This is a genomic window from Curtobacterium citreum (assembly GCF_006715175.1).
Lineage (GTDB): Bacteria > Actinomycetota > Actinomycetes > Actinomycetales > Microbacteriaceae > Curtobacterium > Curtobacterium citreum.
The window spans coordinates 2,707,931-2,729,816 of the sequence record NZ_VFMQ01000001.1 but is presented as its reverse complement, the minus strand read 5'-3'; the positions used below and the strand labels follow the sequence as shown (position 1 = coordinate 2,729,816).

Sequence of the window (21,886 nt, the reverse complement as noted above, 5' to 3'; positions counted from 1 at the left end):
TCGACGTCGGTACGATGGTCGGCCGTGGCACGTACGAAGAACACGACCCCGGCGAAGCGCCGCAGCGGCAACCCCGCGAAGGCCGCTGCGCCGCAGCGCACGAAGCGGCGCGCGACCGCACGCGACTGGATCGGCGGGGCGCGCCTGCGCACCCTGACGCTCGGCGTCGTCCCGGTCGTGCTGGGGACGGGCGTCGCGTTCGTCGACAGCGGCGAACCCGGCGACTTCGGTGCGTACCTGGTGAAGGACCACCATCTCGTCGTGGCCCTGCTCGCCCTCGCGGTCGCGCTGTTCCTGCAGATCGGCGTGAACTACAGCAACGACTACTCGGACGGCGTCCGGGGCACCGACGAGTTCCGCGTCGGACCCGCACGTCTGACCGGGGCCGGGCTCGCGAAGCCGCGCACGGTGCTCACCGTCGCGCTGACGTTCTTCGGCCTGGCCGCGGTCGCGGGTCTCGTCATCGTCGTGCTCACCGGGCTGTGGTGGCTGCTGCTCGTGGGCGCCGCCGCGATCGTCGCCGCCTGGTTCTACACCGGGGGCAAGCGGCCCTACGGGTACAACGCCCTCGGCGAGGTGTTCGTCTTCGTGTTCTTCGGGCTCGTCGCCGTGCTCGGTACCGAGTTCGTGCAGATCCGTGCCGTCACGACGAGCGGGTGGGCGGCGGCCGTCGCCGCGGGCCTGTTCGCGTGCGCGGTCCTCATGGTGAACAACATCCGCGACATCGACGAGGACCAGCAGGCGGGCAAGCGCACCCTCGCGGTCGTCGTCGGCCGTCCGGTGGCCCGCGTGCTCTTCGCGCTGTTCCTGCTGCTGCCCTACGTCGCGCTGCTCTGGTTCACGCTGCTGTACTTCCGGACCGGCTTCGCGTACTTCTCGCTGCTGCTGGCCCTGCCGGCGCTGGCGATCGGGGTGTCGTCGCGGAAGCCGCGGGAGCTCATCACCGCGCTCCAGCTGTCGTCCTTCGCGTCGCTGGCCTACGGCGTCGTGCTCGGCGTCACACTCGCCGTCCAGCCGTAGCGGCCGCTGCGGCGGTCAGGCCCCAGCGACGCCGGGCCCGGCCGGTGGCGGCGAGTCACTCCTCGCCGGACTCCCGACGGACCTCGTGCCGCTCGGCATCGGACACCGGACGCGGCGCGGGGGAGTCGGAGTCGGCGGCGTCGACGAAGTCGTCCTCGAAGTCGCTGTCCGCGTCGTGCTCCTTGCGGGGCCGACGGGACGCGAGGCTCGAGGTGACCTGGCCGCGCAGTCCCGGGAGCGCGATGTACGAGACGAGCAGGCCGATGAGCGCCGCACCGATCGTCGCCCAGTACCAGGGCAGACCGATCACGAACAGGACGACGAGGGCCACGGCGAAGATGCCGAGCCGGGCCAGGGTGTAGACGAGCCACGCTTTCACCCGACGAGTCTACGGACCCCACGGCGCACGGCGGCTGACGGGCAGGTGCATCCCAGGCGCCGAACCTAGACTCCGTCCATGGTCCGTCTGTGGTTGATCGTCGTCGTCGCCGCCGTGGCCTTCACGGTCTACGCGGTCATCGACTGCGCGACCATGCCCCGGCAGCGCATCCGGTCGCTCCGCAAGGGCTGGTGGATCCTCCTCGTGCTCGTCCTGCCCGTCCTCGGTGCCGTGCTGTGGTTCCTGCTCGGCCGGGCACCGGCGGCCAGCGGCCCGGGCCCCCGCTACCGTGGACCCGAAGACGACCCGGACTTCCTCGGCGGCCCCCGTGCTCCCGAGCCCCACCGCACGGACAAGGACCAGGACGACGAGACCCTCCGAGACCTCGAAGAACAGTTCCACGAGCGTGACGACGACGGCCCCGCCGATCGCTGACGATCCTGCGGGATCCGGCAGCCCGGCGACCGACTTCGCCCTCGCGCTCCTCGGCGCCCTCGCGCGCGCCGGCGTCACCGACGTCGTCGTCAGTCCGGGTTCACGCTCGCAGGCCCTCGCCCTCGCCGCCGTCGCCCTCGAACGGGCCGGCGGGGTCACGGTGCACGTCCGGCTCGACGAGCGCACCGCCGGGTTCTTCGCCCTCGGGCTCGCCGTCGAGAGCGGCCGGCCCGCCGCGGTCGTGACGACCTCGGGCACCGCCGTCGCGAACCTGCACCCCGCCGTGCTCGAGGCGCACCACTCCGGCGTACCGATGGTCGTGCTCAGCGCCGACCGTCCGGACGAGCTCCGCGGCATCGGCAGCAACCAGACGACCGTGCAGCCGGGGCTGTTCGGCCCTGCGGTCGCCTTCGTGCGGGACGTGCAGGCGCCGACCGCGGGTGGGGTCGACCAGGACGCCGTCCGGTCCCTCGCGCGCGAGGCCGTCGCGGTCGCCGCAGGCCACACCGGCCAGCCGGGTCCGGTCCAGCTCAACGTCGCCTTCCGCGAGCCGCTGTCCGCGGGGCTCCGCGCCGAGGACGTCCAGGGCGTCCCCGACGACGAGGTCGACCTCGAGCACGCCCGGCGCCGGGTGCACACGGACCTGCCCGTCGCGGAGCTCGCACCCGACGAGGTCCCCGGGACCGTCGTCGTCGCAGGACACGACGCCGGCGAGGACGCCGAGCGGATCGCGTGGGAGCTCGGTGCGCCGCTGCTGGCCGAGGTGTCGAGCGGGGCGCGCTTCGGACGGAACCTCGTCGTCGCCTACCGCGACCTGCTCCGCGACGCCGACTTCGGTGGTGCGGTCCGCCGCGCGGTCGTGCTCGGTCACCCCACGCTCAGCCGCGAGGTCCCCGCGCTCCTGCAGCGCGACGACGTCGAGACGGTCGTGGTCCGCGGACCGGGGGCCGACCCGTACGACCCGGCCCGTGCCTCCCGTCCGTCCGCCGAGACCACCTTCGTGTCCGACGTCCGCGTGACGGGCCGGACCACCCCGGCACACCGGGCGTGGGTGGGGCGCTGGGTGGCGACGAGCCGCGCGCTCCTCGGCGACGGCGACGCCGGTCCGGACCTGGACGCCAAGCGGTCCGCCGACCGGACCGAGCGCAACCGATTCCTGCGCGACGAGGTCGCGCTGCGCCGCCGCGCGGTCGACCGCGAGATGCTCGTCGAGGCGGTCTGGGGTGCGACGTGGCCGCACGACCGGCTCGTGCTCGGCGCCTCGCAGCTCATCCGGGTCGCGGACGCGCACGTCGCCGGCAAGAAGCTCCGGGTGCACGCCAACCGCGGGCTCGCGGGCATCGACGGCACGGTGTCGACGGCGCTCGGGATCGCGGCGGCGCTGGACCGGTCACCGGACTCGATCGGCACGACGCGGGTGCTCGTGGGGGACCTGACGTTCCTGCACGACCTCGGCGCGTTCGTCACCGGGACCGAGGAGCGGCGGCACCGCGTGCAGGTCGTGGTCGGCAACGACGGCGGGGGCGCGATCTTCCGCGGACTCGAGGTCGTGGCGACCACGCCCGAGCAGGACATGCGACGGATGATGACGACGCCGCAGCAGGTGGACGTCGAGCGCGTGGTGACGGGGCTCGGGTGGTCGTACCGGCGGGCAGCGACGTGGGGTGACCTCGAGGCGGTGCTCACCGACCCGGCGGAGCGGCTGGTGGTCGAGGTGCCGCTGGTCTGACGGGCCGGTGCTCGCTCCTCTCGGCTGGGCTGGGCTGGGCTGGGCTCGGCTCGGCTCGTCTCGTCTCGTCTCGTCGAGACGGTCCGGTCGCGTCGAGACGCCGCCGGATCCGGGGGCGTCTCGCGTGTGGCGGTGCGTCTCGCGCGGACGCGGGCGTCTCGCGTTCGCCGTGTGGCCGGGTGGCGCCGGACGGGAGGCACGGTGCGGGCCCGCCACGATCATCCCGTCGGGGGCGGTCACGCGGGTGACGTTCCTGCCCATCGCACCCGACATGGGAAGCCGATCCGCGCGTCGGAGGCCGGAAGGAACGACTGCCCACGCGCGGATCGGTCTCCCGTGCGCGGATCGGCACCCGTCGCGCGGATCGGCACCCGCCCGCCTGCCGGCGCGCGCTCAGGCCAGGGCGTCGCGCACCGGGCGGAACTTGAGCGCCGTCTCGGCGACCTCGCGCGCCGGGTCGGAGCCGGCGACGATGCCTGCGCCGGCCCAGGCGCGGACGGTCCCGTCGTCCTCGATGCGGGCGCTGCGGAGCGCGAGCATCCACTCGCCGTCGCCGTTCGCCCCGAGCCAACCGACGGGTCCGGCGTAGCGGCCCCGGTCGACGCCCTCGAGCTCGGCGACGAGCCGCACGGCCACGTCGGTCGGCGTCCCGGCGACCGCGGCCGTCGGGTGCAGCGCGTCGGCGACGTCGAGCGAGGTCGTCCCGGCGGGGAGCGTCGCGCGGACGTCGGTCGCGAGGTGCCAGAGGTTCGGCAGCTGCAGCCGGAACGGCTCCGGGTCGGCCCGCAGGTCGGTGGCGATCGGTCGGAGCGCCGCCAGCAGGCTCGCGATCGCGAAGCCGTGCTCCTCGACGTCCTTCCCACTCGACGCCAGCGCCTCGGCGGCGGCGCGGTCGGACACCGGGTCGGTCCCGCGTGCGGCGCTGCCGGCGAGCACCCGCGCGGACAGCTCGGTGCCGTCCGTCCGGGCGAGCGTCTCGGGCGTGGCTCCGACGAGCCCGTCCACGGCGAAGGTGACGCACTGCGGGTAGGCGGCGGCGAGGTCGAGCAGGATCGCCCGGCGATCGGCGCCGTCCGGCAGGGTCCCGACGAGGTCGCGCGCGAGCACGACCTTCTCGGCGCGGCCCGCGATGATCCGGCGGACGGCCTCGGCGACGTTCGCGGCGTAGGTGTCCTCGTCGACCCGGCCGGGGCCGAAGGCGACCGAGACGTGCCCACCCACCGCGGGCACCGGGACCGAGGTCCGGGTGAACGCGAGCGGAGCCGGGTCCGGGGTCGTGTCGACGGCGGTGAGCCATGCCTTGCCGCGGCGCTTGCCGATGACCACCCGGGGGACGACCAGCACGCTGCGCTCGGCGGAGTCGTCCGCGAACGTGAAGGAGCCGAACGCCACGAGCCCGGTCCCGCGGAGCTGCACCGGGTCGTCGACCACGGCGCTGCCGACGACGTCCCGCCAGACCACGGCGGCGTCGCGCATCCGGTCCGGTCCGGAGAACTCGAAGCGCAGGGCCTCGCCGATCCCGACGATGCCGTCGCCGCCCCGCACGAACGCGAGCGGAGCGTCCCGCAGGGTGTGCCGCAGCACGTCGCCGGGATCGTCGAGGATGCGGGTCGAGACCGTGAGCGTGGGAGCCGCCGTGGTGGTTCGGGTCACGCACCGATCGTACGCGCGGACGGGGTGCAAGGGCCCCGGCCCGGCGTCGGGGACACCCTCGGGCGCGACCTCTAGGATGGTGCGGTGAGCAGAGCGGACCTGAGCAAGCAGCCGGCTGAAGTGGCGGCCATGTTCGACGACGTCGCCGCGAAGTACGACCTCACGAACGACATCCTGTCGGCGGGCAACGCCCCGCTGTGGCGCGTCGCCACGGTCCGTGCGGTCGACCCGCAGCCGGGCGAGCGCGTCCTCGACATCGCCGCGGGCACGGGCACGAGCGCCGCGGCACTCGCCAAGAAGGGTGCCGAGGTCACCGCGCTCGACCTGTCCGCGGGCATGATCGCCGTCGGGCGTGAGCGCCACCCCGAGATCACCTTCGTCGAGGGCGACGCCGAGCACCTGCCCTTCGACGACGACTCGTTCGACGCCGTGACGATCTCGTTCGGCCTCCGCAACGTGAACGACCCGATGCAGGCCATCACCGAGATGCTCCGGGTGCTCAAGCCCGGCGGTCGCGTCGTGATCTGCGAGTTCTCCACCCCGCCGATGGCGCTGCTGCGCTTCGGCTACGGCGCCTACCTCAAGCGCGTGCTCCCGGGCATCGCGCGGCTGTCGAGCAGCAACCCGGCCGCCTACCGCTACCTCGCCGAGTCCATCGAGGCCTGGCCCGACCAGCAGGTCCTCAGCCAGTGGCTGCGCGGCGTCGGCTTCACGATGGTCGCGCACCGCAACCTGACCGCCGGCATCGTAGCGCTGCACCGCGGCCGGAAGCCCGTCGCCGGCACCGTCCGCGAGTCGGTGGCCCGCCGTGCCAAGGCCCGTCGGGAGCACCAGCACACGGGCGAGCAGCCCAGCGTGGTCGACCCCGGCGCCGAGCAGCCCGGCACGGACGCCTGACGGCCCCCACCCCCGAACACGGAGCAGCACTTGAACCCGAGCGTCCCGGTCGCACGTCGCGCACCGAGTCTCCGCGCGTCGTTGGGCATCGGCGAGCGACTCTTCGCCACGCCGTCGGAGCGCCGCTTCATCACCGCCGTCGACGACGGTCTCGAGCTCGTCGAGGAGCAGCTCGAGGTCGCGATGCGGTCCACCGACACCCTCGCCGACACGACGAGCCGCTACCTGCTGTCGGCCGGTGGCAAGCGGATCCGCCCGACGCTGACGCTCCTCATCGCGCAGCTCGGCCAGGGCGTGACGGACGCCGTGGTCAAGGCCGCGGTGAGCATCGAGACCACACACCTCGCGTCGCTCTACCACGACGACGTCATGGACGAGGCCCCGGTGCGCCGCGGTGTCCCCGCGGCACACGTGACCTACGGCAACAACGTCGCCATCCTGACGGGAGACCTGCTGTTCGCCCGTGCGAGCCTCATCACCGCGGACCTCGGCGCCGAGGGCATCCGGATGCAGGCCGAGACCTTCCAGCGCCTCTGCATGGGGCAGCTCCACGAGACCACCGGCCCGCAGCCCGAGGACGACCCCGTCGAGCACTACATCCAGGTGCTCAGCGACAAGACCGGCTCGCTCATCGCCACCGCGGCCCGCGCCGGCGTGATGTTCTCGGGCGCCGACCGGGCGTACCTCGACGCCGTCGGCACCTTCGGCGAGAAGGTGGGCGTCGCGTTCCAGCTCGTCGACGACGTGATCGACCTGGCGCCCGCGACGGACAAGACCGGCAAGATCGCCGGCAACGACCTCCGCGCCGGCGTCGACACCCTGCCCCTGCTCCAGCTCCGCCGACTCGCGGGTGACGACGCCGAGGCCGCCGCGCTGCTCGGCCGTATCGAACGCGACGTCAAGGACGCCCCGGACGACGCCGTCGACTCCACGCCGTACCAGTCCGCGGTCGCCGCGCTCCGGGCGCACCAGGCGACCACCGCCACACGCGCCGTCGCCGTGCGCTGGGCAGAGGAAGCCGTCGAGGCCCTCGCCCCGCTGCCCGACGGCACCGTGAAGCGCGCACTCACCCGCTTCGCCGAGTCGGTCGTCGAGCGGAGCCGATGACCTCGCCGGCACACCAGCCGACACCCCCGGCAGCACCCCGCACGAACGAACTGGAGACACCAGTGCCCACCCTCCGACTCGCCATCGTCGGCGCCGGTCCCGCCGGCATCTACGCCGCGGACATCCTGTTGCGGGAGGCCCGCGGGTTCGACGTCTCGATCGACCTGTTCGAGCAGCTCCCGGCGCCGTACGGCCTGGTCCGCTACGGCGTCGCACCGGACCACCCCCGCATCAAGGGCATCGTCAACGCGCTCCGTGACGTGCTCGACCGCGGCGTCGTCCGGCTGTTCGGCAACGTGCGGTTCGGCGAGGACATCACGCTCGACGACCTGCAGCAGCACTACCACGCGGTGCTCTTCTCGACGGGTGCCATCAAGGACGCCGACCTGGACGTCCCCGGCGTCGAGCTCGAGGGCTCCTACGGCGCGGCGGACTTCGTCAGCTGGTTCGACGGGCACCCGGACGTCCCGCGCACCTGGCCGCTCGAGGCCGAGAGCGTCGCGGTGATCGGCAACGGCAACGTCGCACTCGACGTCTCCCGTATCCTCGCGAAGCACGCCGACGACCTGCTGCCGACCGAGATCCCCGCGAACGTCTACGACGGCCTCAAGGCCAGCCCCGTCACCGACGTGCACGTCTTCGGCCGCCGCGGTCCGGCGCAGGTGAAGTTCACGCCGCTCGAGCTCCGCGAGCTCGGTGAGCTCCGCGACGTCGACATGGTCGTGTACGACGAGGACTTCGACCATGACGAGGCCTCGAAGACCGCCATCGCCACGAACAAGCAGGTCATGGTGATGAACCGCGTGCTCGAGCAGTGGCGCCAGCGCGAGACCGGCACCGCCAGCCGCCGCCTGCACCTGCACTTCTACGCGAAGCCCCTCGAGCTCGTCGGCGAGGACGGCCACGTCACGGCGATCCGCTACGAGCGCACCCGCCCCGACGGTCTCGGCGGGGTCGAGGGCACCGGCGAGGTCCGCGAGCTCCCGGTGCAGGCCGTGTACCGCGCGGTCGGATACTTCGGGTCCCCGCTCCCGGGCGTGCCGTTCGACGAGCGCACCGGCGTCATCCCGAACCACGAGGGCCAGGTCCTCGACGCCGACGGCCACCAGCTCCCCGGCATCTACGCCACCGGCTGGATCAAGCGCGGACCCGTCGGGCTCATCGGACACACCAAGTCCGACGCGATGGAGACCGTCCAGCACATCGTCACCGACCAGGCGTCGTGGTGGAGCCCGGCCGACCCGTCGCCCGAGGCCGTCCCGGCGCTGCTCCGCGAGCGCGGCGTGGAGTTCACGGACCTCGACGGCTGGCACGCGCTCGACGAGCACGAGCAGGCACTCGGCGGCGCCGAGGGTCGCGAGCGCATCAAGGTCGTCCCACGCGACGAGATGGTCGACGTGTCGCTTCGTCGCGTCGACCAGCCGACGAGCTGACCGCCCCGACGACCACCGCGCGCCCCGCACCGCGATGACCACCGCCCGCCCCGCACCGCCCGCCGCGATGCGGGGCGTGCTCGTCGCGCCCGGACGGCTGCAAGGCGTCGACGTGGCGCGGGCCCTCGCGCTGCTCGGCATGATGGCCGCGCACGTCGGCGGCGTCGCGGACGCGTTCGACTGGGCCGACGGCGCGACGTGGTCCGCCGTCGCGAACGGCCGGCCGTCGACGCTGTTCGCGGTCCTCGCCGGGGTGTCGATCGGGTTGACCAGCGGCCGCACCACGCCGCCCGGAGCGCCGGCGATCGGCCGGGTCCGCGCACGGCTCGCGGTCCGCGCGGTCTTCGTGTTCTCGATCGGGCTGCTGCTCATGGCGCTCGACACGCCCGTCTACGTCATCCTGCCGACCTACGGGGCGCTCTTCCTGCTCGTCGTGCCGGTCCTGCGGCTGCGCGCACGGTGGCTGTTCGTCCTCGCCGCGGTGTGTGCGCTCGCGTCGCCGGTGGCTGCCCTCGCGGTCGTCCCGCTCTACGCGGACGCCGGCATGTTCGGGGTGCAGCTCGGGCTGGTCTACCCGGTGGTCACGTTCCTGGCGTACGTCCTGGTCGGAATCGCGGTCGCCAGGAGCGGTCTGGAGGATCGTGTCCGGCAGGTCCTGCTCCTCGCGTCCGGCGCGCTGGTCGCCGCCACCGCCTACGTGGTCGGGAACCTGGTCGCCCCGGTCCCGACGGACGCCGAGTACGCGTTCCCGGGGCTGCCGTACGCTCCGGACGACAGCACGCCGGGGCAGGTGCTCGCGCAGTACTTCGCGTCGCCCCGGGACCACTCGTCCTCGGTCGTGGACGTCGTGGCGACGGCCGGGATCGCCGTCGCGGTCGTCGCCCTGTGCACGCTCGTGTTCGACGGACGTGGTCGGACGGTCGCCCGGGTCGCGTTCCCGCTCGCGGCGGTCGGGTCGATGCCGCTGACCGTGTACGCCGGCCACCTCGTCGTCATCGCGGCGCTGCCCGAGTACCCGGAGTCCGCGACCGCGTGGGGCTGGTTCGCCGTCGGCTCGGTGCTGTTCGCGATGACGTGGCGGGCGGTCCTGGGACGCGGCCCGCTCGAGCGGCTCGTGGCGCGGCTCACCCGACTGGTGGCGGAAGCACGCTGACCCCGCGGTGCCGGGCCGGCACCGACGTCCGACGGGTCGGGCGGGGCGGACCCGCACCGTGCCTCCCGGCTGGCCCTACTGCAGGGCTGCCGTCAGCCGCGCGACGTTGTCGAGCACCTGGGACCGACGCGGACGTTCGAGCCACGCGTCCAGCGTGAGCTCGAACGAGGCCTCCTTGTAGGCGGCCTGCACTCCGCGCAGCGCGTCCACGAACCGGCGCCCGCGGACCATCACCGAGACCTCGAGGTTCAGGCTGAACGACCGCATGTCCATGTTGCTCGACCCGATGACGGACACGTCGTCGTCGATCGTGAAGTGCTTCGCGTGCAGGATCGTCGGGGCGCGGTACAGCCAGATCTTCACGCCGGCACGCAGGAGCTCCTCGTAGTAGGAGCGCTGCGCGTGCCAGGTCATCGCGTGGTCGCCCATCTCGCCGACGAACAGCTCGACCTCGACCCCGCGCTGCGCCGTCGTCGTGATCGCGTAGAGCATCGAGTCGTCCGGCACGAAGTACGGCGACGTGATCGACACCTTCTCCTGGGCGGAGTAGAGCAGCGCGTTGAACAGGCGCAGGTTGTTCTCGCCGTCGAACCCGGGGCCGGAGGGGACCACCTGGCAGTCGAGGGCGTCCCCGCGGTCGGCGCGCTGCACCGGGTCGCTCTCGCGGAGCAGGAGCTCGTCCGTCTCGCTGTACCAGTCGGTGACGAACAGGGCGTTCAGGCCGGCGACGACCGGGCCCTCGAAGCGGGCGAACAGGTCCTTGTAGACCATGCCCTTCTCGATGTGCGACGGCAGGTCGTAGGACGGGTCGATGAGGTTCTGCGACCCGGTGAACGCGACCGAGCCGTCGATCACCATGATCTTCCGGTGGTTGCGGAGATCCGGGCGCTGGAACTTCCCCTGCAGCGGCTGCAGGGGGAGCATGAGGTGCCACTCGATGCCGGCCTGGTCGAGGAACGCGAGCGTGTCCTTGTAGCCCGGGTAGCCGCGGCTCGCCCAGTGGTCCAGGAGGAACCGGACCGTCACACCGCGGGCCTGCGCACGGGCGAGGGCCTCGAAGTACGGCCGCGTCGTGTCGTCGATCGTCGCGATGTAGAACTCGACGTGGACGAACCGGCGCGACTGGTCGATCGCGCGGGTCATCTCCTGCACCGACTCGTACGAGTCCGGGTAGAGCTCCGCCGAGTTGCCGCCGACCAGGGGCATCGCGCCGAGCTCGCGGTTGAGCTTCGTGATGCTCTCGAGCCACGGCGGCCACGGGTGGTCCCGTCGCACGCGCTCGATGCCCTCGGTCTGCTCGAGGATGTACGCGTTGATCTCCGTCTGCTTCTCGCGCCGGGCCTTCGGCAGCTTCGTCGACCCGATCACCAGGAAGACGATGAACCCGATGTAGGGGATCAGGAAGATCGCGAGGAGCCAGGCGGTCGCGGTCTGCGGCTTCCGGTTGTACGGGACGTAGATGATCGAGAAGACACGGATCGCCAGGTCCAGCAGGACCAGGAGAACGGTGATCGCGACGCTGAGCCAGTGCTCCACGGGGTGCGGCGCTAGCGGAAGTTGATGAACTGCAGCGGCACGTCGAACTCTTCACCCTTGAGGAGCTGGATCGTGTTCTGCAGGTCGTCACGGCTCTTCGAGGAGACGCGCAGCTCGTCGCCCTGGATCTGGTTCTTCACGCTCTTCGGGGCGTTCGCTCGGAGGAACGCGCCGATCTTCTTCGCGACGTCCTGCTCGATGCCGTTCTTGAACTTCACCTCGATGCGGTACTCCTTGCCCGAGGGGAAGGGGTCGCCGGCGTCCAGGCTCTTCAGGCTGATGTTGCGCTTGATCGCCTTGGTCTGCAGGACGTCGAGGACGGCCTTCGCACGCTCCTCGGAGTTCGCCTTGATGAGGACGTCCTCGCCGCTGAACGCGATCGAGGCCGCGGCGCCCTTGAAGTCGTAGCGCTGCTCGATCTCCTTGGCTGCCTGGTTGACGGCGTTCTCCGCCTCCATCTTGTCGACCTTGCTCACCACGTCGAAGGAACTGTCTGCCATGCCGGACAGCCTAACGGCGGACGGGAGGCACGGTTCGGGTCCGGCACGTCGGCTGCGGTGGGCGGTGGTCACGACCACCCTTCGGCATCCGCTATGCTCTTGGAGCGCCTTCGGTTGGTGATCACACGAGCCGGGTGCGCACATGGCGAGTTACCCAAGCGGCCAAAGGGATCTGACTGTAAATCAGCCGGCGTAGCCTTCGGGGGTTCGAATCCCTCACTCGCCACTCGATGAACCGGCCCCGTCCTCCTCGGACGGGGCCGTTCGCGTTCCGGCACGCATCGCGTTCCGGCACGCGTCGCGTTCCGGCATGCTGGGGTCGTGTCCGACGCGCTCACCCCAGTCCAGTTCGCCGACCTCGCCGAGTCGATCGCACGCGAAGGAGCCGCCCTCGCCGCCCGTCGTCGTGCCGAGGGGGTCGAAGTCGCCGACCGCAAGTCGAGCATCGTCGACGTCGTCACCGCGGCCGACCGCGAGGTCGAGGAGCTGGTCCGTCGCCGGATCGCCGAGGCCCGTCCCGACGACGGCTTCCACGGCGAGGAGTCCGGCTCAGGCACCGGGACGTCCGGCTACACGTGGGTCGTCGACCCGATCGACGGGACCGTCAACTACCTCTACGGCAGCGACGTGTACGGCGTCAGCATCGGCGTCGTCCGCGGTGAGCCGGACCCGACGACGTGGGAGCCGGTCGCCGGCATCGTGGTGCAGCCCGCGACCGGCACCGTCTTCCGCGGCGCGGTCGGCGCCGGGGCGACCCGCGACGGGGTGCCGCTCCGCGTGGCGGCGCCGGCGTCGCTCGCCGAGACGCTCGTCGCCACCGGCTTCGGGTACACGGCGGACCGTCGTCGGGAGCAGGTCGCCGTGCTCGCCGGGCTCATCGGCGAGGTGCGGGACGTCCGACGCGGGGGAGCAGCGTCGCTCGACTGCTGCGCGGTGGGCGCCGGGACCGTCGACGCCTACTACGAGCGGGGGATCAACCCGTGGGACATGGCCGGCGGCGCGGTCGTCGCGGCCGAGGCCGGCGCCACGGTCCGCATCTGGGACGCGGGCGGGACCCGGTCCTTCCTGTTCGCCGCGCCAGCGGTGGCCGACGGACTCGAGGCACTCGTCCGACGGCTCGAGCGGGAGGTGCTCGGCGGCTGAGCGCTCCGGGCGACCTGCACGGACGTGCACGCGACTGGCGAGGAGCTGTACGTCCTGCTAGCGTGCTCCAGTCCCGTTACCTGCTCGTTACCAACGGGAGCCCTGCCCCACGCTCGTGCTCCCGACCCACGAGCGCTCCGTGCCCCGAACTCCCGCCGAACCAGGATCAGCCCCGAACGCATGCCCCACGCTCCCGTGACGCCCACCCGCACCGCCGACGTCGACGCCGCTCCCGAGCCGGTCGTCCACCTCACCCGACGCGAGCGCATCGCCGCCGAGCGACGAGCGGCAGCAGCAGGCGGACCGGTCGCAGCCCCGGTCCGTGCCGAGGTCGCCGCGCCCGTGACCCCGCCCGCGCCGGCGTCGCCGATCGACCTGGCACCCGCGTCGCCCGTGCGTCCCGAGCCCTCTGCCGGCGCGGTCACTCCGCCGGCTCCCACCTCGCCGGTCGTCGGTCAGGCTGCCGTCCGCAGGGCCGGTCGTGCCGCACGTCCCGTCGTCACCACGGCGGACCGGGCGACCAGGCACATCCCCGCGGTCCCGGCTGCCCCGGCTGCGGCCACCGCGTCCACCGGCTCGTCCTTCCGCCGGACCGCGTCGCGCATCACCGCGGTCGGTGCCCTGCTCTTCGCCGCCGGACTCGTCGTGTCGACGTCGCTCCCGGCGCAGGCGCTCTGGGTCCCGACGAGCACGACGGCCGAGCGCACCGGCAGCGGCGCCGCCCAGACCCTCGCGGTCGGCGACGGCGCGACCGACGCGGAGACCACGCGCGACCAGTACTCGGTGTCGAGCGCTGCGCAGTACAAGAACGTCGACGCGTCCTCGTTCACGAACGACGCGAACGGCACCATCCAGTGGCCGTTCCTCACCGGTGTCCCGATCACGTCCGGCTTCGGCGGCCGCCAGGTGGAGGGCTGCTCCTTCTGCTCGACGAACCACATGGGCGTCGACTTCGCCCCGGGCGAGGGCACCCCGATCCGTTCGGTCGCCGCCGGAACGGTCATCAAGGTGCAGGCGCACGACGGCGGTTTCGGCAATGACGTCTGGGTGCAGCACGACGTCGACGGCAAGCAGTTCGTCAGCGTCTACGGCCACATGAAGGACAACACGTTCGAGGTGGTCCGCGGCCAGCAGATCGAGGTCGGTCAGGTCCTCGGCCAGGTCGGCTCGACGGGCAACTCGACCGGGCCGCACCTGCACCTCGAGATCCACGTCGACGGAGTCCCCGTGGACCCGCTGGCGTGGCTCCGCGCGAACGCGAACTAGCGGGTCAGCTGCGGCACGCCCGGGCGTCACGTCCGGTTCCCGACCACCGTCGCGGGTCTGCTACTCTCGTCTGGTGCCGCCGAGCGGCACTCGCCCCGATAGCTCAGTGGTAGAGCACTTCCATGGTAAGGAAGGGGTCGTCAGTTCAATCCTGACTCGGGGCTCCGACCCGGAGCTGTGCGCTCCGGATCTCTGGCGGGGTAGCTCAGTTGGTTAGAGCACACGACTCATAATCGTGGGGTCACGGGTTCAAGTCCCGTCCTCGCTACCACAAGCCCGGCGATCTGCTCGCCGGGCTTTCGTCGTTCCCGGGCTGGACTCGTCTCGGGCTCTGCTGGTCTCGGGCTGTACCCGTCTCGGGCTGTACCTGTCTCGGGCCGTGCTGGTGTCGGGCTGTGCTCGTCCCGCTGCGTGTGCTGCGCCGCCGCCCACCCCGCGCGCCTGGTCGTTCCGGGCATCCCTGGTCGTTCCGGGCATCCCTGGTCGTCCCGGAGCACCAGGGACGCGCGATCCCACCAGGTACGGGCGCGCGTTCCTGCCCATCACGCTCGACATGAGATGCCGATCCGCTCGTAGGGCGCTGGAAAGGACGACCTGCCTTGCGCGGAACGGCCTCCTACGCGCGGATCGGCCTCCTACGCGCGGATCGGCCTCCTACGCGCGGAACGGCCTCCTACGCGCGGATCGGCCTCCTACACGCGGATCGGCCTCGGGTCAGCGTGGGGGAGCGGTGAGCAGGCCGGCCGCGCGCAGGGAGCGCTCGAGCGTCGCGTTCACCTGCTGCCACGCCGAGCGGCGTCGTCCGGCGCCGATGCTCCCGCCGGACACCGCGGTGCCGTGCACGGCGTGCCGCAGGGTGATCGTGGTCGAGGTCCCCGTGACGGTGGAGGACAGCTCGTAGCGGCGGAACTGCCGCGACGGGTGCACCAGGGCCCCGAGCAGGATCGTCAGCGCGCGGCTGCCCGACGTCGCGGTGAGCGTGCCGCCGGTGGACTCCACGCGGTGGCCGGCCTGGCGCAGTGCGGCGCCCGCGACCTCCATGGCCGTGCAGCGGTCACCCGTGTGCACCGCGAACTCGGTCGTCGTCTCCATCGTTCCTCCCCACCCCCGGGGTCGGCACAGCGACCCGACGACTTCCCCCGAAGCCGTTCGCGGCAGCATAGCCGAAACCGTCTCAGTTCCGGGCAGTGTGTCGCGGGGCGTCGGTAGACTCCCGGACGTGTCAGTGAACCCCGAGCTCGTCGGCAGGACGTTCCCGCCGGCCCAGCCCTACCTGGTCGGTCGCGAGAAGGTGCGCGAGTTCTCGCGGGCCGTCTTCGCGACGAACCCGATCCACCACGACCCCGACGCCGCCCGGAACGCCGGGTACGCCGACGTCGTCGCACCGCCGACCTTCGCCGTCGTCGTGCAGGAAGCCACGCTCGCGCAGCTCCTCGCCGAGCCCGACGCCGGGATCGACTTCTCGCGCGTCGTGCACGGCGAGCAGTCCTTCACGTACGAGCGGCCGATCGTCGCGGGCGACGAGCTCACCGCGACGCTGACCGTCACGAGCGTGAAGTCCCTCGGCGGCAACGCCATGGTCACCGCCGAGAGCACGATGCAGGACGCCACCGGGGAGCACGTCGTCACGGCGACCTCCACCCTCGTGGTCCGAGGAGACGACGCATGACCGCCGCACCGCTCACCGCCGTCGAGGTCGGCACCGTCGTCGCCGAGCGCACGGTCCACCTCACCCGCGACTCGCTCGTCCGCTACGCCGGGGCCTCCGGGGACTTCAACCCGATCCACTACCGCGACGACGTCGCCGCCTCGGTCGGCCTCCCCGGTGTCCTCGCGCACGGCATGCTGACGATGGGCCTCGCGGTCCAGCCGGTGTCCGAGTGGCTCGGCGACCGCGGGACCGTCCAGCGCTACGGCGTGCGGTTCACCCGCCCCGTCGTCGTCGATCCGCAACAGGGTGCCGACGTCACCGTCATCGCGAAGGTCGGCACGGTCGACGCGGACGGTCGCCCCCAGCGCATCGACCTCACCGTGACCGCCGGCGGGCCGACCGTGCTCGGCAAGGCGCAGGTGACGGTGGTGCTCCGCTGACCGGGTCGACGCGTCTCGCCGACCTGACGACGTTCCGCGTCGGGGGTCCCGCCAGGACGCTCCTGACCGCCGAGACAACCGACGAGCTCGTCGCGCACGCGCACACGGCCTGGGCGGACGACGAGTGGCTGGTCGTCGGCGGCGGCAGCAACCTGCTGGTCGCCGACGACGGCTTCGACGGCACCGTCGTGCTGGTCCGCACCCGCGGCGTCACCGCCGAGCCCGACGCGGACGGCGTCACCGTCCGCGTCGCGGCCGGTGAGCCGTGGGACGCGTTCGTCGCCACCACGATCGCGAACGGGTGGACCGGACTGGAGGCACTGAGCGGCATCCCGGGCACGGTCGGCGCCGCCCCCGTGCAGAACATCGGCGCCTACGGGGTCGAGCTGTCCGACGTGCTCACCGCGATCGACTTCCTCGACGCGTCGACGGGGGAGCGCGCGTGGGTCCCGGCCGCCGAGCTGGCGCTCGGCTACCGCACGTCGACGCTCAAGCACGGCCGGCGCGGGGTCGTCCTCGCCGTCGAGTTCCGTCTCGGCTCGGCTCCCGAGGCCGGGGTGCCGGTCCGGTACGCCCAGCTCGCTGGCTCGCTGGAGGTCGACCTCGGCGCGCCGGTCGACCCGGCGACGATCCGCGAGACCGTGCTCCGGCTCCGTGCGTCGAAGGGCATGGTCCTCGACGACGCCGATCCGGACACGTGGAGCGCCGGGTCGTTCTTCACGAACCCGGTCGTCTCCGCCGCCTTCGCCGAGACGCTCCCGCCGGAGGCGCCGCGCTGGCCCGCCGGGGACGACGTCAAGCTCAGTGCGGCCTGGCTCATCGAGCACGCTGGGGTGCACCGCGGTTACGCGGTCCCGGGGTCCCGTGCGGGGATCTCGTCGAAGCACACCCTCGCGCTGACGAACCGGGGCGACGCGACCGCGGCGCAGGTCGCGGAGCTCGCGCGCTACGTGCAGGCGACCGTCCTGAACCGCTTCGGGGTCGCGCTCGTGCCCGAGCCGGTCGTGGTCGGTGACCTGACCGCCTGATCGCCACGATCCTCCCGGCCGTCCCGCAGCCGGTCTGACGGACCGCACCCCCGGAACGACGTCGCGCCCCGCTGCTGCGGGGCGCGACGTCGTCGACGGGGTGCGACGATCAGGCGGAGAAGAACGCCGCCAGGCGACGGACGCCCTCGGCGATGTCGTCGTCGCCCAGGGCGTAGGACAGTCGCAGGTAGCCGGAGGGGCCGAAGGCCTCGCCGGGGACGACCGCGACCTCGGCGTGCTCGAGGATCAGGTCGGCGAGCTCGAGCGTCGTCGTGGGGGTGGAACCTGCCCACTCGCGACCGAGCAGCGCCGTCACGTCGGGGTAGACGTAGAACGCGCCCTGCGGGGTCGGCGTGACGAAGCCGGGGATCGCGTTGAGGCCGTCGACGATCGAGCGGCGACGGCGGTCGAACGCATCGCGCATCGCGGCGACGGGCTTCTGCGGGCCGGTCAGTGCGGCGATCGCGGCGCGCTGGGACACGTTCGACACGTTCGAGGACAGGTGCGACTGCAGGTTCGACGCGGCCTTGACGGCGTCGGCCGGGCCGATGAACCACCCGACGCGCCAGCCGGTCATGGCGTAGGTCTTCGCGACGCCGTTCACCAGGATCGTGGTGTCGGCGAGGGCCGGGACCGCCTCGAGGATGCCGGTGAAGCGCACGCCGTCGTACACGAGGTCCTGGTAGATCTCGTCGCTGATCACCCAGATGCCGTGCTCGAGGGCCCACTCACCGATGGCCTTCGTCTGCTCGGCGGTGTAGACCGAGCCGGTCGGGTTCGACGGCGAGCAGAACAGCAGCGCCTTCGTCGCTGGGGTCCTGGCGGCCTCGAGCTGCTCGACGGTGACGAGGTAGTCCTGGTCGCTACCGGCGAAGACCTCGACCGGGACGCCGCCGGCGAGCCGGATGGCCTCGGGGTAGGTGGTCCAGTACGGGGCCGGCAGCAGGACCTCGTCGCCGGCGTCGACGATCGTCTGGAACGCCTGGTACACGGCCTGCTTGCCGCCGTTCGTGACGATCACCTGCGCGGGGTCGACGGTCACGCCGGACTCGCGCGCGGTCTTGTCGGCGATGGCCTGCTTGAGCTCGGGCAGCCCGGTCGCCGGCGTGTACCGGTGGTTCCTCGGGTCCTGCGCGGCCTGGACGGCGGCGTCGACGACGTGCTGTGGCGTCGCGAAGTCGGGCTCGCCCGCGGCGAAGGACACGACCGGTCGGCCGGCGGCCTTGAGCGCCTTGGCCTTCGCGTCGACCTTGAGCGTGGCGGACTCGGCGATCGCCGCGATGCGCGACGCGATGCGCGGTCGGTCCGCCTGTGCGGCGGGCTCGGGGGTGGTGGACTCGGGGCCGGGGGCTGCGGTGCTCACGGCTCCCAGCCTACCGACGCGGCGCGCCGGAGCATCCGTCAAGTGGACAGCGTGTGACGGACTCCCGTACACTCGACCACCGGCGCACGGAACGCTCTGCGGAACGTGGCCACGGGGCATTCCCCCTAGGGCGGTGGCTCAATTGGTAGAGCAGCGGTCTCCAAAACCGCAGGTTGCAGGTTCGAGTCCTGTCCGCCCTGCAAGTCTGGAAGGTGTGAAGTTGGCGAGCAAGGACATGGAGACGACGACGGACGACGTCGTCGCGAAGGCCAAGGCCGATCGCGCCCAGCGCGGCGGGCCGTTCGCCGCCATCGCCCTCTTCATCCGCCAGGTCATCGGCGAGCTCCGCAAGGTCGTGACACCGACCCGCAAGGAGCTCTTCAGCTACACCGGCGTCGTGCTGGTCTTCGTCATCGTGATGATGATCCTCGTGTCGATCCTCGACTTCGTGTTCGGTCTCGGCGTCGGTTACGTCTTCGGCAACGGTCCGACGGTCTGATCCGACGGGCCCCTGCGGGCGTCCGGCTGGTCTGGGCGTCGTCCGACAGGAGTACGGTCGCCCGAGACGGAACCGGACGCGCACCGCTCCGACCGCACACCCGATCCGCACCACCGAACGGAAAGAACCGCAGTGTCTGACAACTCCCGCGACGACATCGACCTCGCCACGGCTGCCGAGCAGTCCTCGGAGGTCGAGGAGAACCAGGAAGGCGACGTCGAGACGAGCGAGGGCCGCTCGGTCGAGTCCGCCGAGGAGCGTGCGATCTCCGTCGAGGACGAGGACGAGGACGAGGACGACGAGTCCCTCGGTCTGAGCGACGAGCCCGACGACGGCACGGTCGACGCCTCCATCGACGAGGCGCTCACGGCGCTGCAGGAGTCCCGCGACCCCGAGGCGGACGCTGTCGTGGACGACGCACTCGACGTCGACACCCTGGACGAGGCGGAGGCCGCCGTCGAGGCCGTCGAGGACGAGGAAGAGACCGAGCTCGAGGCGGAGACCGCCGCCGAGGCGAACGAGACGATCGCCGCGGACGAGGCCCTCGACGCTGACGACGACACCGAGGTCGACCCGTACGAGGCGTTCAAGGCCGAGCTGCGGATGAAGCCGGGCAAGTGGTACGTCATCCACTCCTACGCGGGCTTCGAGCGCCGCGTGAAGTCGAACATCGAGAACCGCATGGTCTCGATGTCGATGGAGGACTCGATCTACCAGGTCGAGGTCCCCATGGAGGACGTCGTCGAGATCAAGAACGGACAGCGCAAGCTGGTCACCCGCGTCCGGATCCCCTCGTACGTGCTCGTCCGCATGGACCTCAACGAGGACTCGTGGTCGGTCGTCCGCCACACCCCGGGCGTCACCGGCTTCGTCGGCAACGCGCACAACCCCACGCCGCTCCGCTTCGACGAGGCGTTCGGCATGCTGAAGTCCCTCGTGCAGGTCGCCGAGGCGGCCCCCACCAAGGGTGGCGCCAAGGGCAGCGGCTTCGCGCAGGCCCAGCCGCAGGCCGAGGTCGACTTCGAGATCGGCGAGACGATCACCATCAAGGAGGGCTCGTTCGCGGGTCTGCCCGGTTCGATCTCCGAGATCAAGCCCGAGAGCGGCAAGCTCACCGTCCTCGTCTCGCTGTTCGAGCGCGAGACGCCGGTCGAGCTCAGCTTCGACCAGGTCACCAAGCTCTAGTCCGATCCGCGAGATCGGGTAGACTACTGAGGTTTGGCCCCGTGCGCTGACGCGTGCGGGGCTTCACCGCGGTCCGGATCCGCCGGACCAGCGGGAGAGTGCACGGGTCCCCGTGCGTTCGATTCCAGGAGGAAAGCGAAGAATGGCACCGAAGAAGAAGGTCACGGGCCTGATCAAGCTGCAGATCAACGCGGGCGCCGCCAACCCGGCCCCGCCGATCGGTCCGGCGCTCGGTCAGCACGGCGTGAACATCATGGAGTTCTGCAAGGCGTACAACGCCGCGACCGAGTCGCAGCGCGGGAACGTCGTGCCGGTCGAGATCACCGTCTACGAGGACCGTTCGTTCACGTTCGTCCTCAAGACCCCGCCGGCCGCGGAGCTCATCAAGAAGGCTGCGGGTGTGCAGAAGGGGTCTTCGACCCCGCACACGGTCAAGGTCGCGAAGATCTCGATGGACCAGGTCCGTCAGATCGCCGAAACGAAGCAGGCCGACCTGAACGCCAACGACATCGAGCAGGCCGCGAAGATCATCGCCGGCACCGCTCGTTCGATGGGCATCACGGTCGAGGCCTGAGCCTCAGCGCCACACACACCCCAACCTTTCCGTGGGAGAGCCTCGCCGGCTCGTCAACCACGTAGCTCCTGAGGAGAACACCATGGCGAAGAAGTCCAAGGCCTACCAGGCCGCGGCCGCGAAGATCGAGGCCGACAAGTTCTACACCCCGACCGAGGCCGTCGCCCTCGCGAAGGAGACCGGGTCGGCCAAGACCGACTCGACCATCGAGGTCGCGCTCAAGCTCGGCGTCGACCCGCGCAAGGCGGACCAGATGGTCCGCGGCACGGTCATCCTGCCGCACGGCACGGGCAAGACCGCCCGCGTCATCGTCTTCGCCGTGGGCGCTGCGGCCGAGGCCGCCATCGCCGCCGGTGCCGACGAGGTCGGTGGCGACGAGCTCATCGCGAAGGTCGCCGAGGGCTACACCGCCTTCGACTCGGCCGTCGCGACCCCGGACCTCATGGGCAAGGTCGGTCGACTCGGCAAGGTGCTCGGCCCGCGTGGCCTCATGCCGAACCCCAAGACCGGCACCGTGACGCCGAACGTGGCCCAGGCCGTGAACGACATCAAGGGCGGCAAGATCGAGTTCCGCGTCGACAAGCACGCCAACGTGCACTTCGTCGTCGGCAAGGCCTCGTTCACGCCGGAGCAGCTCGACGAGAACATCTCGACCGCGCTCGAGGAGATCGTCCGTCTCAAGCCGTCCGCCTCCAAGGGCCGTTACATCACGAAGGGCGCCGTCTCGACGACCTTCGGCCCCGGCATCCCGCTGGACGTCAACGCGATCTGACGACCTTCGGCACAGGGCTGGTTCAGGCCATCCCGCTGGACGTCAACGCGATCTGACGACCTTCGGCACAGGGCTGGTTCAGGCCATCCCGCTGGACGTCGACGCGATCTGAATCTGATCGAC

The 21,886-nt window shown here is 71.7% G+C and carries 22 protein-coding genes and 4 tRNA genes; 20 read left to right on the top strand and 6 right to left on the bottom strand.

Annotated features, from left to right (window positions below; translation table 11 throughout):
• Positions 1-24: 24 nt before the first annotated feature.
• On the top strand, positions 25-1,020 hold the full coding sequence (locus tag FB462_RS12855; RefSeq protein ID WP_058742573.1) for a 1,4-dihydroxy-2-naphthoate polyprenyltransferase: 996 nt from the start codon (positions 25-27) through the stop codon (positions 1,018-1,020).
• Positions 1,021-1,075: 55 nt separating this feature from the next.
• On the opposite strand, the gene FB462_RS12850 is transcribed toward FB462_RS12855, so the two are convergent.
• Positions 1,076-1,399 carry a DUF4229 domain-containing protein gene (locus tag FB462_RS12850; protein WP_058742574.1) on the bottom strand — a complete coding sequence of 108 codons (324 nt, stop codon included), beginning with the start codon at positions 1,397-1,399 and terminating at the stop codon, positions 1,076-1,078.
• A 78-nt stretch (positions 1,400-1,477) separates the two neighbouring features.
• Here FB462_RS12850 and FB462_RS12845 point away from each other — a divergent pair, with 78 nt between their 5' ends.
• Positions 1,478-1,834 carry a PLDc N-terminal domain-containing protein gene (locus tag FB462_RS12845; protein ID WP_083520054.1) on the top strand — a complete coding sequence of 119 codons (357 nt, stop codon included), beginning with the start codon at positions 1,478-1,480 and terminating at the stop codon, positions 1,832-1,834.
• Complete coding sequence (menD, locus tag FB462_RS12840; protein WP_188868823.1) at positions 1,806-3,563, top strand: 2-succinyl-5-enolpyruvyl-6-hydroxy-3-cyclohexene-1-carboxylic-acid synthase; 1,758 nt, start codon at positions 1,806-1,808, stop codon at positions 3,561-3,563. Before FB462_RS12845 ends, menD begins: the two co-directional genes overlap by 29 nt.
• A 393-nt stretch (positions 3,564-3,956) precedes the next feature.
• Here menD and FB462_RS12835 read toward each other — a convergent pair whose 3' ends face one another.
• Complete coding sequence (locus FB462_RS12835; RefSeq protein WP_141862281.1) at positions 3,957-5,216, bottom strand: isochorismate synthase; 1,260 nt, start codon at positions 5,214-5,216, stop codon at positions 3,957-3,959.
• 84 nt (positions 5,217-5,300) lie between these two features.
• On the opposite strand from FB462_RS12835, the gene FB462_RS12830 reads away from it, so the two are divergent.
• The 4 genes from FB462_RS12830 (at position 5,301) to FB462_RS12815 (ending at position 9,806) form a co-directional block, all read left to right on the top strand.
• Entirely contained in the window at positions 5,301-6,113 is an 813-nt protein-coding gene (locus FB462_RS12830) for a demethylmenaquinone methyltransferase (protein WP_114849713.1), read from the top strand.
• Positions 6,114-6,143: 30 nt separating this feature from the next.
• The gene (locus tag FB462_RS12825) at positions 6,144-7,220 is read left to right on the top strand and encodes a polyprenyl synthetase family protein (RefSeq protein ID WP_141862279.1); all 1,077 of its coding nucleotides are present in this window, start codon (positions 6,144-6,146) and stop codon (positions 7,218-7,220) included.
• A 62-nt stretch (positions 7,221-7,282) separates the two neighbouring features.
• Positions 7,283-8,653, top strand: coding sequence for an FAD-dependent oxidoreductase (locus FB462_RS12820; RefSeq protein WP_141862276.1), 1,371 nt, complete (start codon positions 7,283-7,285; stop codon positions 8,651-8,653).
• A gap of 34 nt (positions 8,654-8,687) precedes the next feature.
• On the top strand, positions 8,688-9,806 hold the full coding sequence (locus FB462_RS12815; protein ID WP_141862274.1) for a heparan-alpha-glucosaminide N-acetyltransferase domain-containing protein: 1,119 nt from the start codon (positions 8,688-8,690) through the stop codon (positions 9,804-9,806).
• A 75-nt stretch (positions 9,807-9,881) separates the two neighbouring features.
• Here the strand turns inward: FB462_RS12815 and cls are convergent, their stop codons facing one another.
• Positions 9,882-11,342 (bottom strand): cardiolipin synthase, encoded by a 1,461-nt coding sequence (gene cls, locus FB462_RS12810; RefSeq protein ID WP_141862272.1) that lies wholly within the window; start codon positions 11,340-11,342, stop codon positions 9,882-9,884.
• Positions 11,343-11,353: 11 nt separating this feature from the next.
• Positions 11,354-11,842, bottom strand: coding sequence for a YajQ family cyclic di-GMP-binding protein (locus tag FB462_RS12805; RefSeq protein ID WP_114849708.1), 489 nt, complete (start codon positions 11,840-11,842; stop codon positions 11,354-11,356).
• 144 nt (positions 11,843-11,986) lie between these two features.
• On the opposite strand from FB462_RS12805, the gene FB462_RS12800 reads away from it, so the two are divergent.
• The 5 genes from FB462_RS12800 to FB462_RS12780 all read left to right on the top strand — a co-directional run bounded on the left by FB462_RS12800 (position 11,987) and on the right by FB462_RS12780 (position 14,522).
• Positions 11,987-12,068: transfer RNA gene (locus FB462_RS12800), tRNA-Tyr, on the top strand.
• A gap of 95 nt (positions 12,069-12,163) precedes the next feature.
• Positions 12,164-12,985, top strand: a complete 822-nt coding sequence (locus tag FB462_RS12795; protein ID WP_141862270.1) for an inositol monophosphatase family protein — start codon at positions 12,164-12,166, stop codon at positions 12,983-12,985.
• A 180-nt stretch (positions 12,986-13,165) separates the two neighbouring features.
• Positions 13,166-14,251: a M23 family metallopeptidase gene (locus FB462_RS12790; protein ID WP_141862268.1), complete on the top strand. Its 1,086-nt coding sequence runs from the start codon at positions 13,166-13,168 to the stop codon at positions 14,249-14,251.
• Positions 14,252-14,343: 92 nt separating this feature from the next.
• A tRNA-Thr gene (locus tag FB462_RS12785) sits at positions 14,344-14,415 on the top strand.
• Between the two features lie 30 nt (positions 14,416-14,445).
• A tRNA-Met gene (locus tag FB462_RS12780) sits at positions 14,446-14,522 on the top strand.
• Positions 14,523-14,965: 443 nt separating this feature from the next.
• On the opposite strand, the gene FB462_RS12775 is transcribed toward FB462_RS12780, so the two are convergent.
• Complete coding sequence (locus tag FB462_RS12775; RefSeq protein ID WP_058741949.1) at positions 14,966-15,343, bottom strand: hypothetical protein; 378 nt, start codon at positions 15,341-15,343, stop codon at positions 14,966-14,968.
• Positions 15,344-15,470: 127 nt separating this feature from the next.
• Between FB462_RS12775 and FB462_RS12770 the strand changes: the two genes are divergently transcribed.
• The 3 genes from FB462_RS12770 to FB462_RS12760 are packed head-to-tail and all read left to right on the top strand — an operon-like array spanning position 15,471 to position 17,370.
• Positions 15,471-15,920 (top strand): MaoC family dehydratase N-terminal domain-containing protein, encoded by a 450-nt coding sequence (locus FB462_RS12770; RefSeq protein ID WP_114849705.1) that lies wholly within the window; start codon positions 15,471-15,473, stop codon positions 15,918-15,920.
• The gene (locus FB462_RS12765) at positions 15,917-16,342 is read left to right on the top strand and encodes a MaoC/PaaZ C-terminal domain-containing protein (protein ID WP_114849704.1); all 426 of its coding nucleotides are present in this window, start codon (positions 15,917-15,919) and stop codon (positions 16,340-16,342) included. The genes FB462_RS12770 and FB462_RS12765 overlap by 4 nt, the downstream gene beginning before the upstream one ends.
• Entirely contained in the window at positions 16,339-17,370 is a 1,032-nt protein-coding gene (locus tag FB462_RS12760; protein ID WP_141863356.1) for a UDP-N-acetylmuramate dehydrogenase, read from the top strand. The genes FB462_RS12765 and FB462_RS12760 overlap by 4 nt, the downstream gene beginning before the upstream one ends.
• Before the next feature lie 109 nt (positions 17,371-17,479).
• Here the strand turns inward: FB462_RS12760 and FB462_RS12755 are convergent, their stop codons facing one another.
• Positions 17,480-18,742 carry a pyridoxal phosphate-dependent aminotransferase gene (locus tag FB462_RS12755; RefSeq protein WP_373286834.1) on the bottom strand — a complete coding sequence of 421 codons (1,263 nt, stop codon included), beginning with the start codon at positions 18,740-18,742 and terminating at the stop codon, positions 17,480-17,482.
• Positions 18,743-18,860: 118 nt separating this feature from the next.
• Between FB462_RS12755 and FB462_RS12750 the strand changes: the two genes are divergently transcribed.
• From FB462_RS12750 to rplA, 5 genes are all read left to right on the top strand, one after another.
• Positions 18,861-18,933 (top strand) — tRNA-Trp (locus FB462_RS12750).
• A 20-nt stretch (positions 18,934-18,953) separates the two neighbouring features.
• Positions 18,954-19,232 (top strand): preprotein translocase subunit SecE, encoded by a 279-nt coding sequence (gene secE / locus FB462_RS12745; RefSeq protein WP_058741959.1) that lies wholly within the window; start codon positions 18,954-18,956, stop codon positions 19,230-19,232.
• 132 nt (positions 19,233-19,364) lie between these two features.
• Positions 19,365-20,417, top strand: a complete 1,053-nt coding sequence (nusG, locus tag FB462_RS12740) for a transcription termination/antitermination protein NusG (RefSeq protein WP_141862267.1) — start codon at positions 19,365-19,367, stop codon at positions 20,415-20,417.
• A gap of 142 nt (positions 20,418-20,559) precedes the next feature.
• Positions 20,560-20,991, top strand: a complete 432-nt coding sequence (rplK, locus tag FB462_RS12735) for a 50S ribosomal protein L11 (RefSeq protein ID WP_017888638.1) — start codon at positions 20,560-20,562, stop codon at positions 20,989-20,991.
• Between the two features lie 82 nt (positions 20,992-21,073).
• Positions 21,074-21,763 carry a 50S ribosomal protein L1 gene (gene rplA, locus FB462_RS12730; RefSeq protein WP_058741945.1) on the top strand — a complete coding sequence of 230 codons (690 nt, stop codon included), beginning with the start codon at positions 21,074-21,076 and terminating at the stop codon, positions 21,761-21,763.
• Positions 21,764-21,886 lie beyond the last annotated feature (123 nt).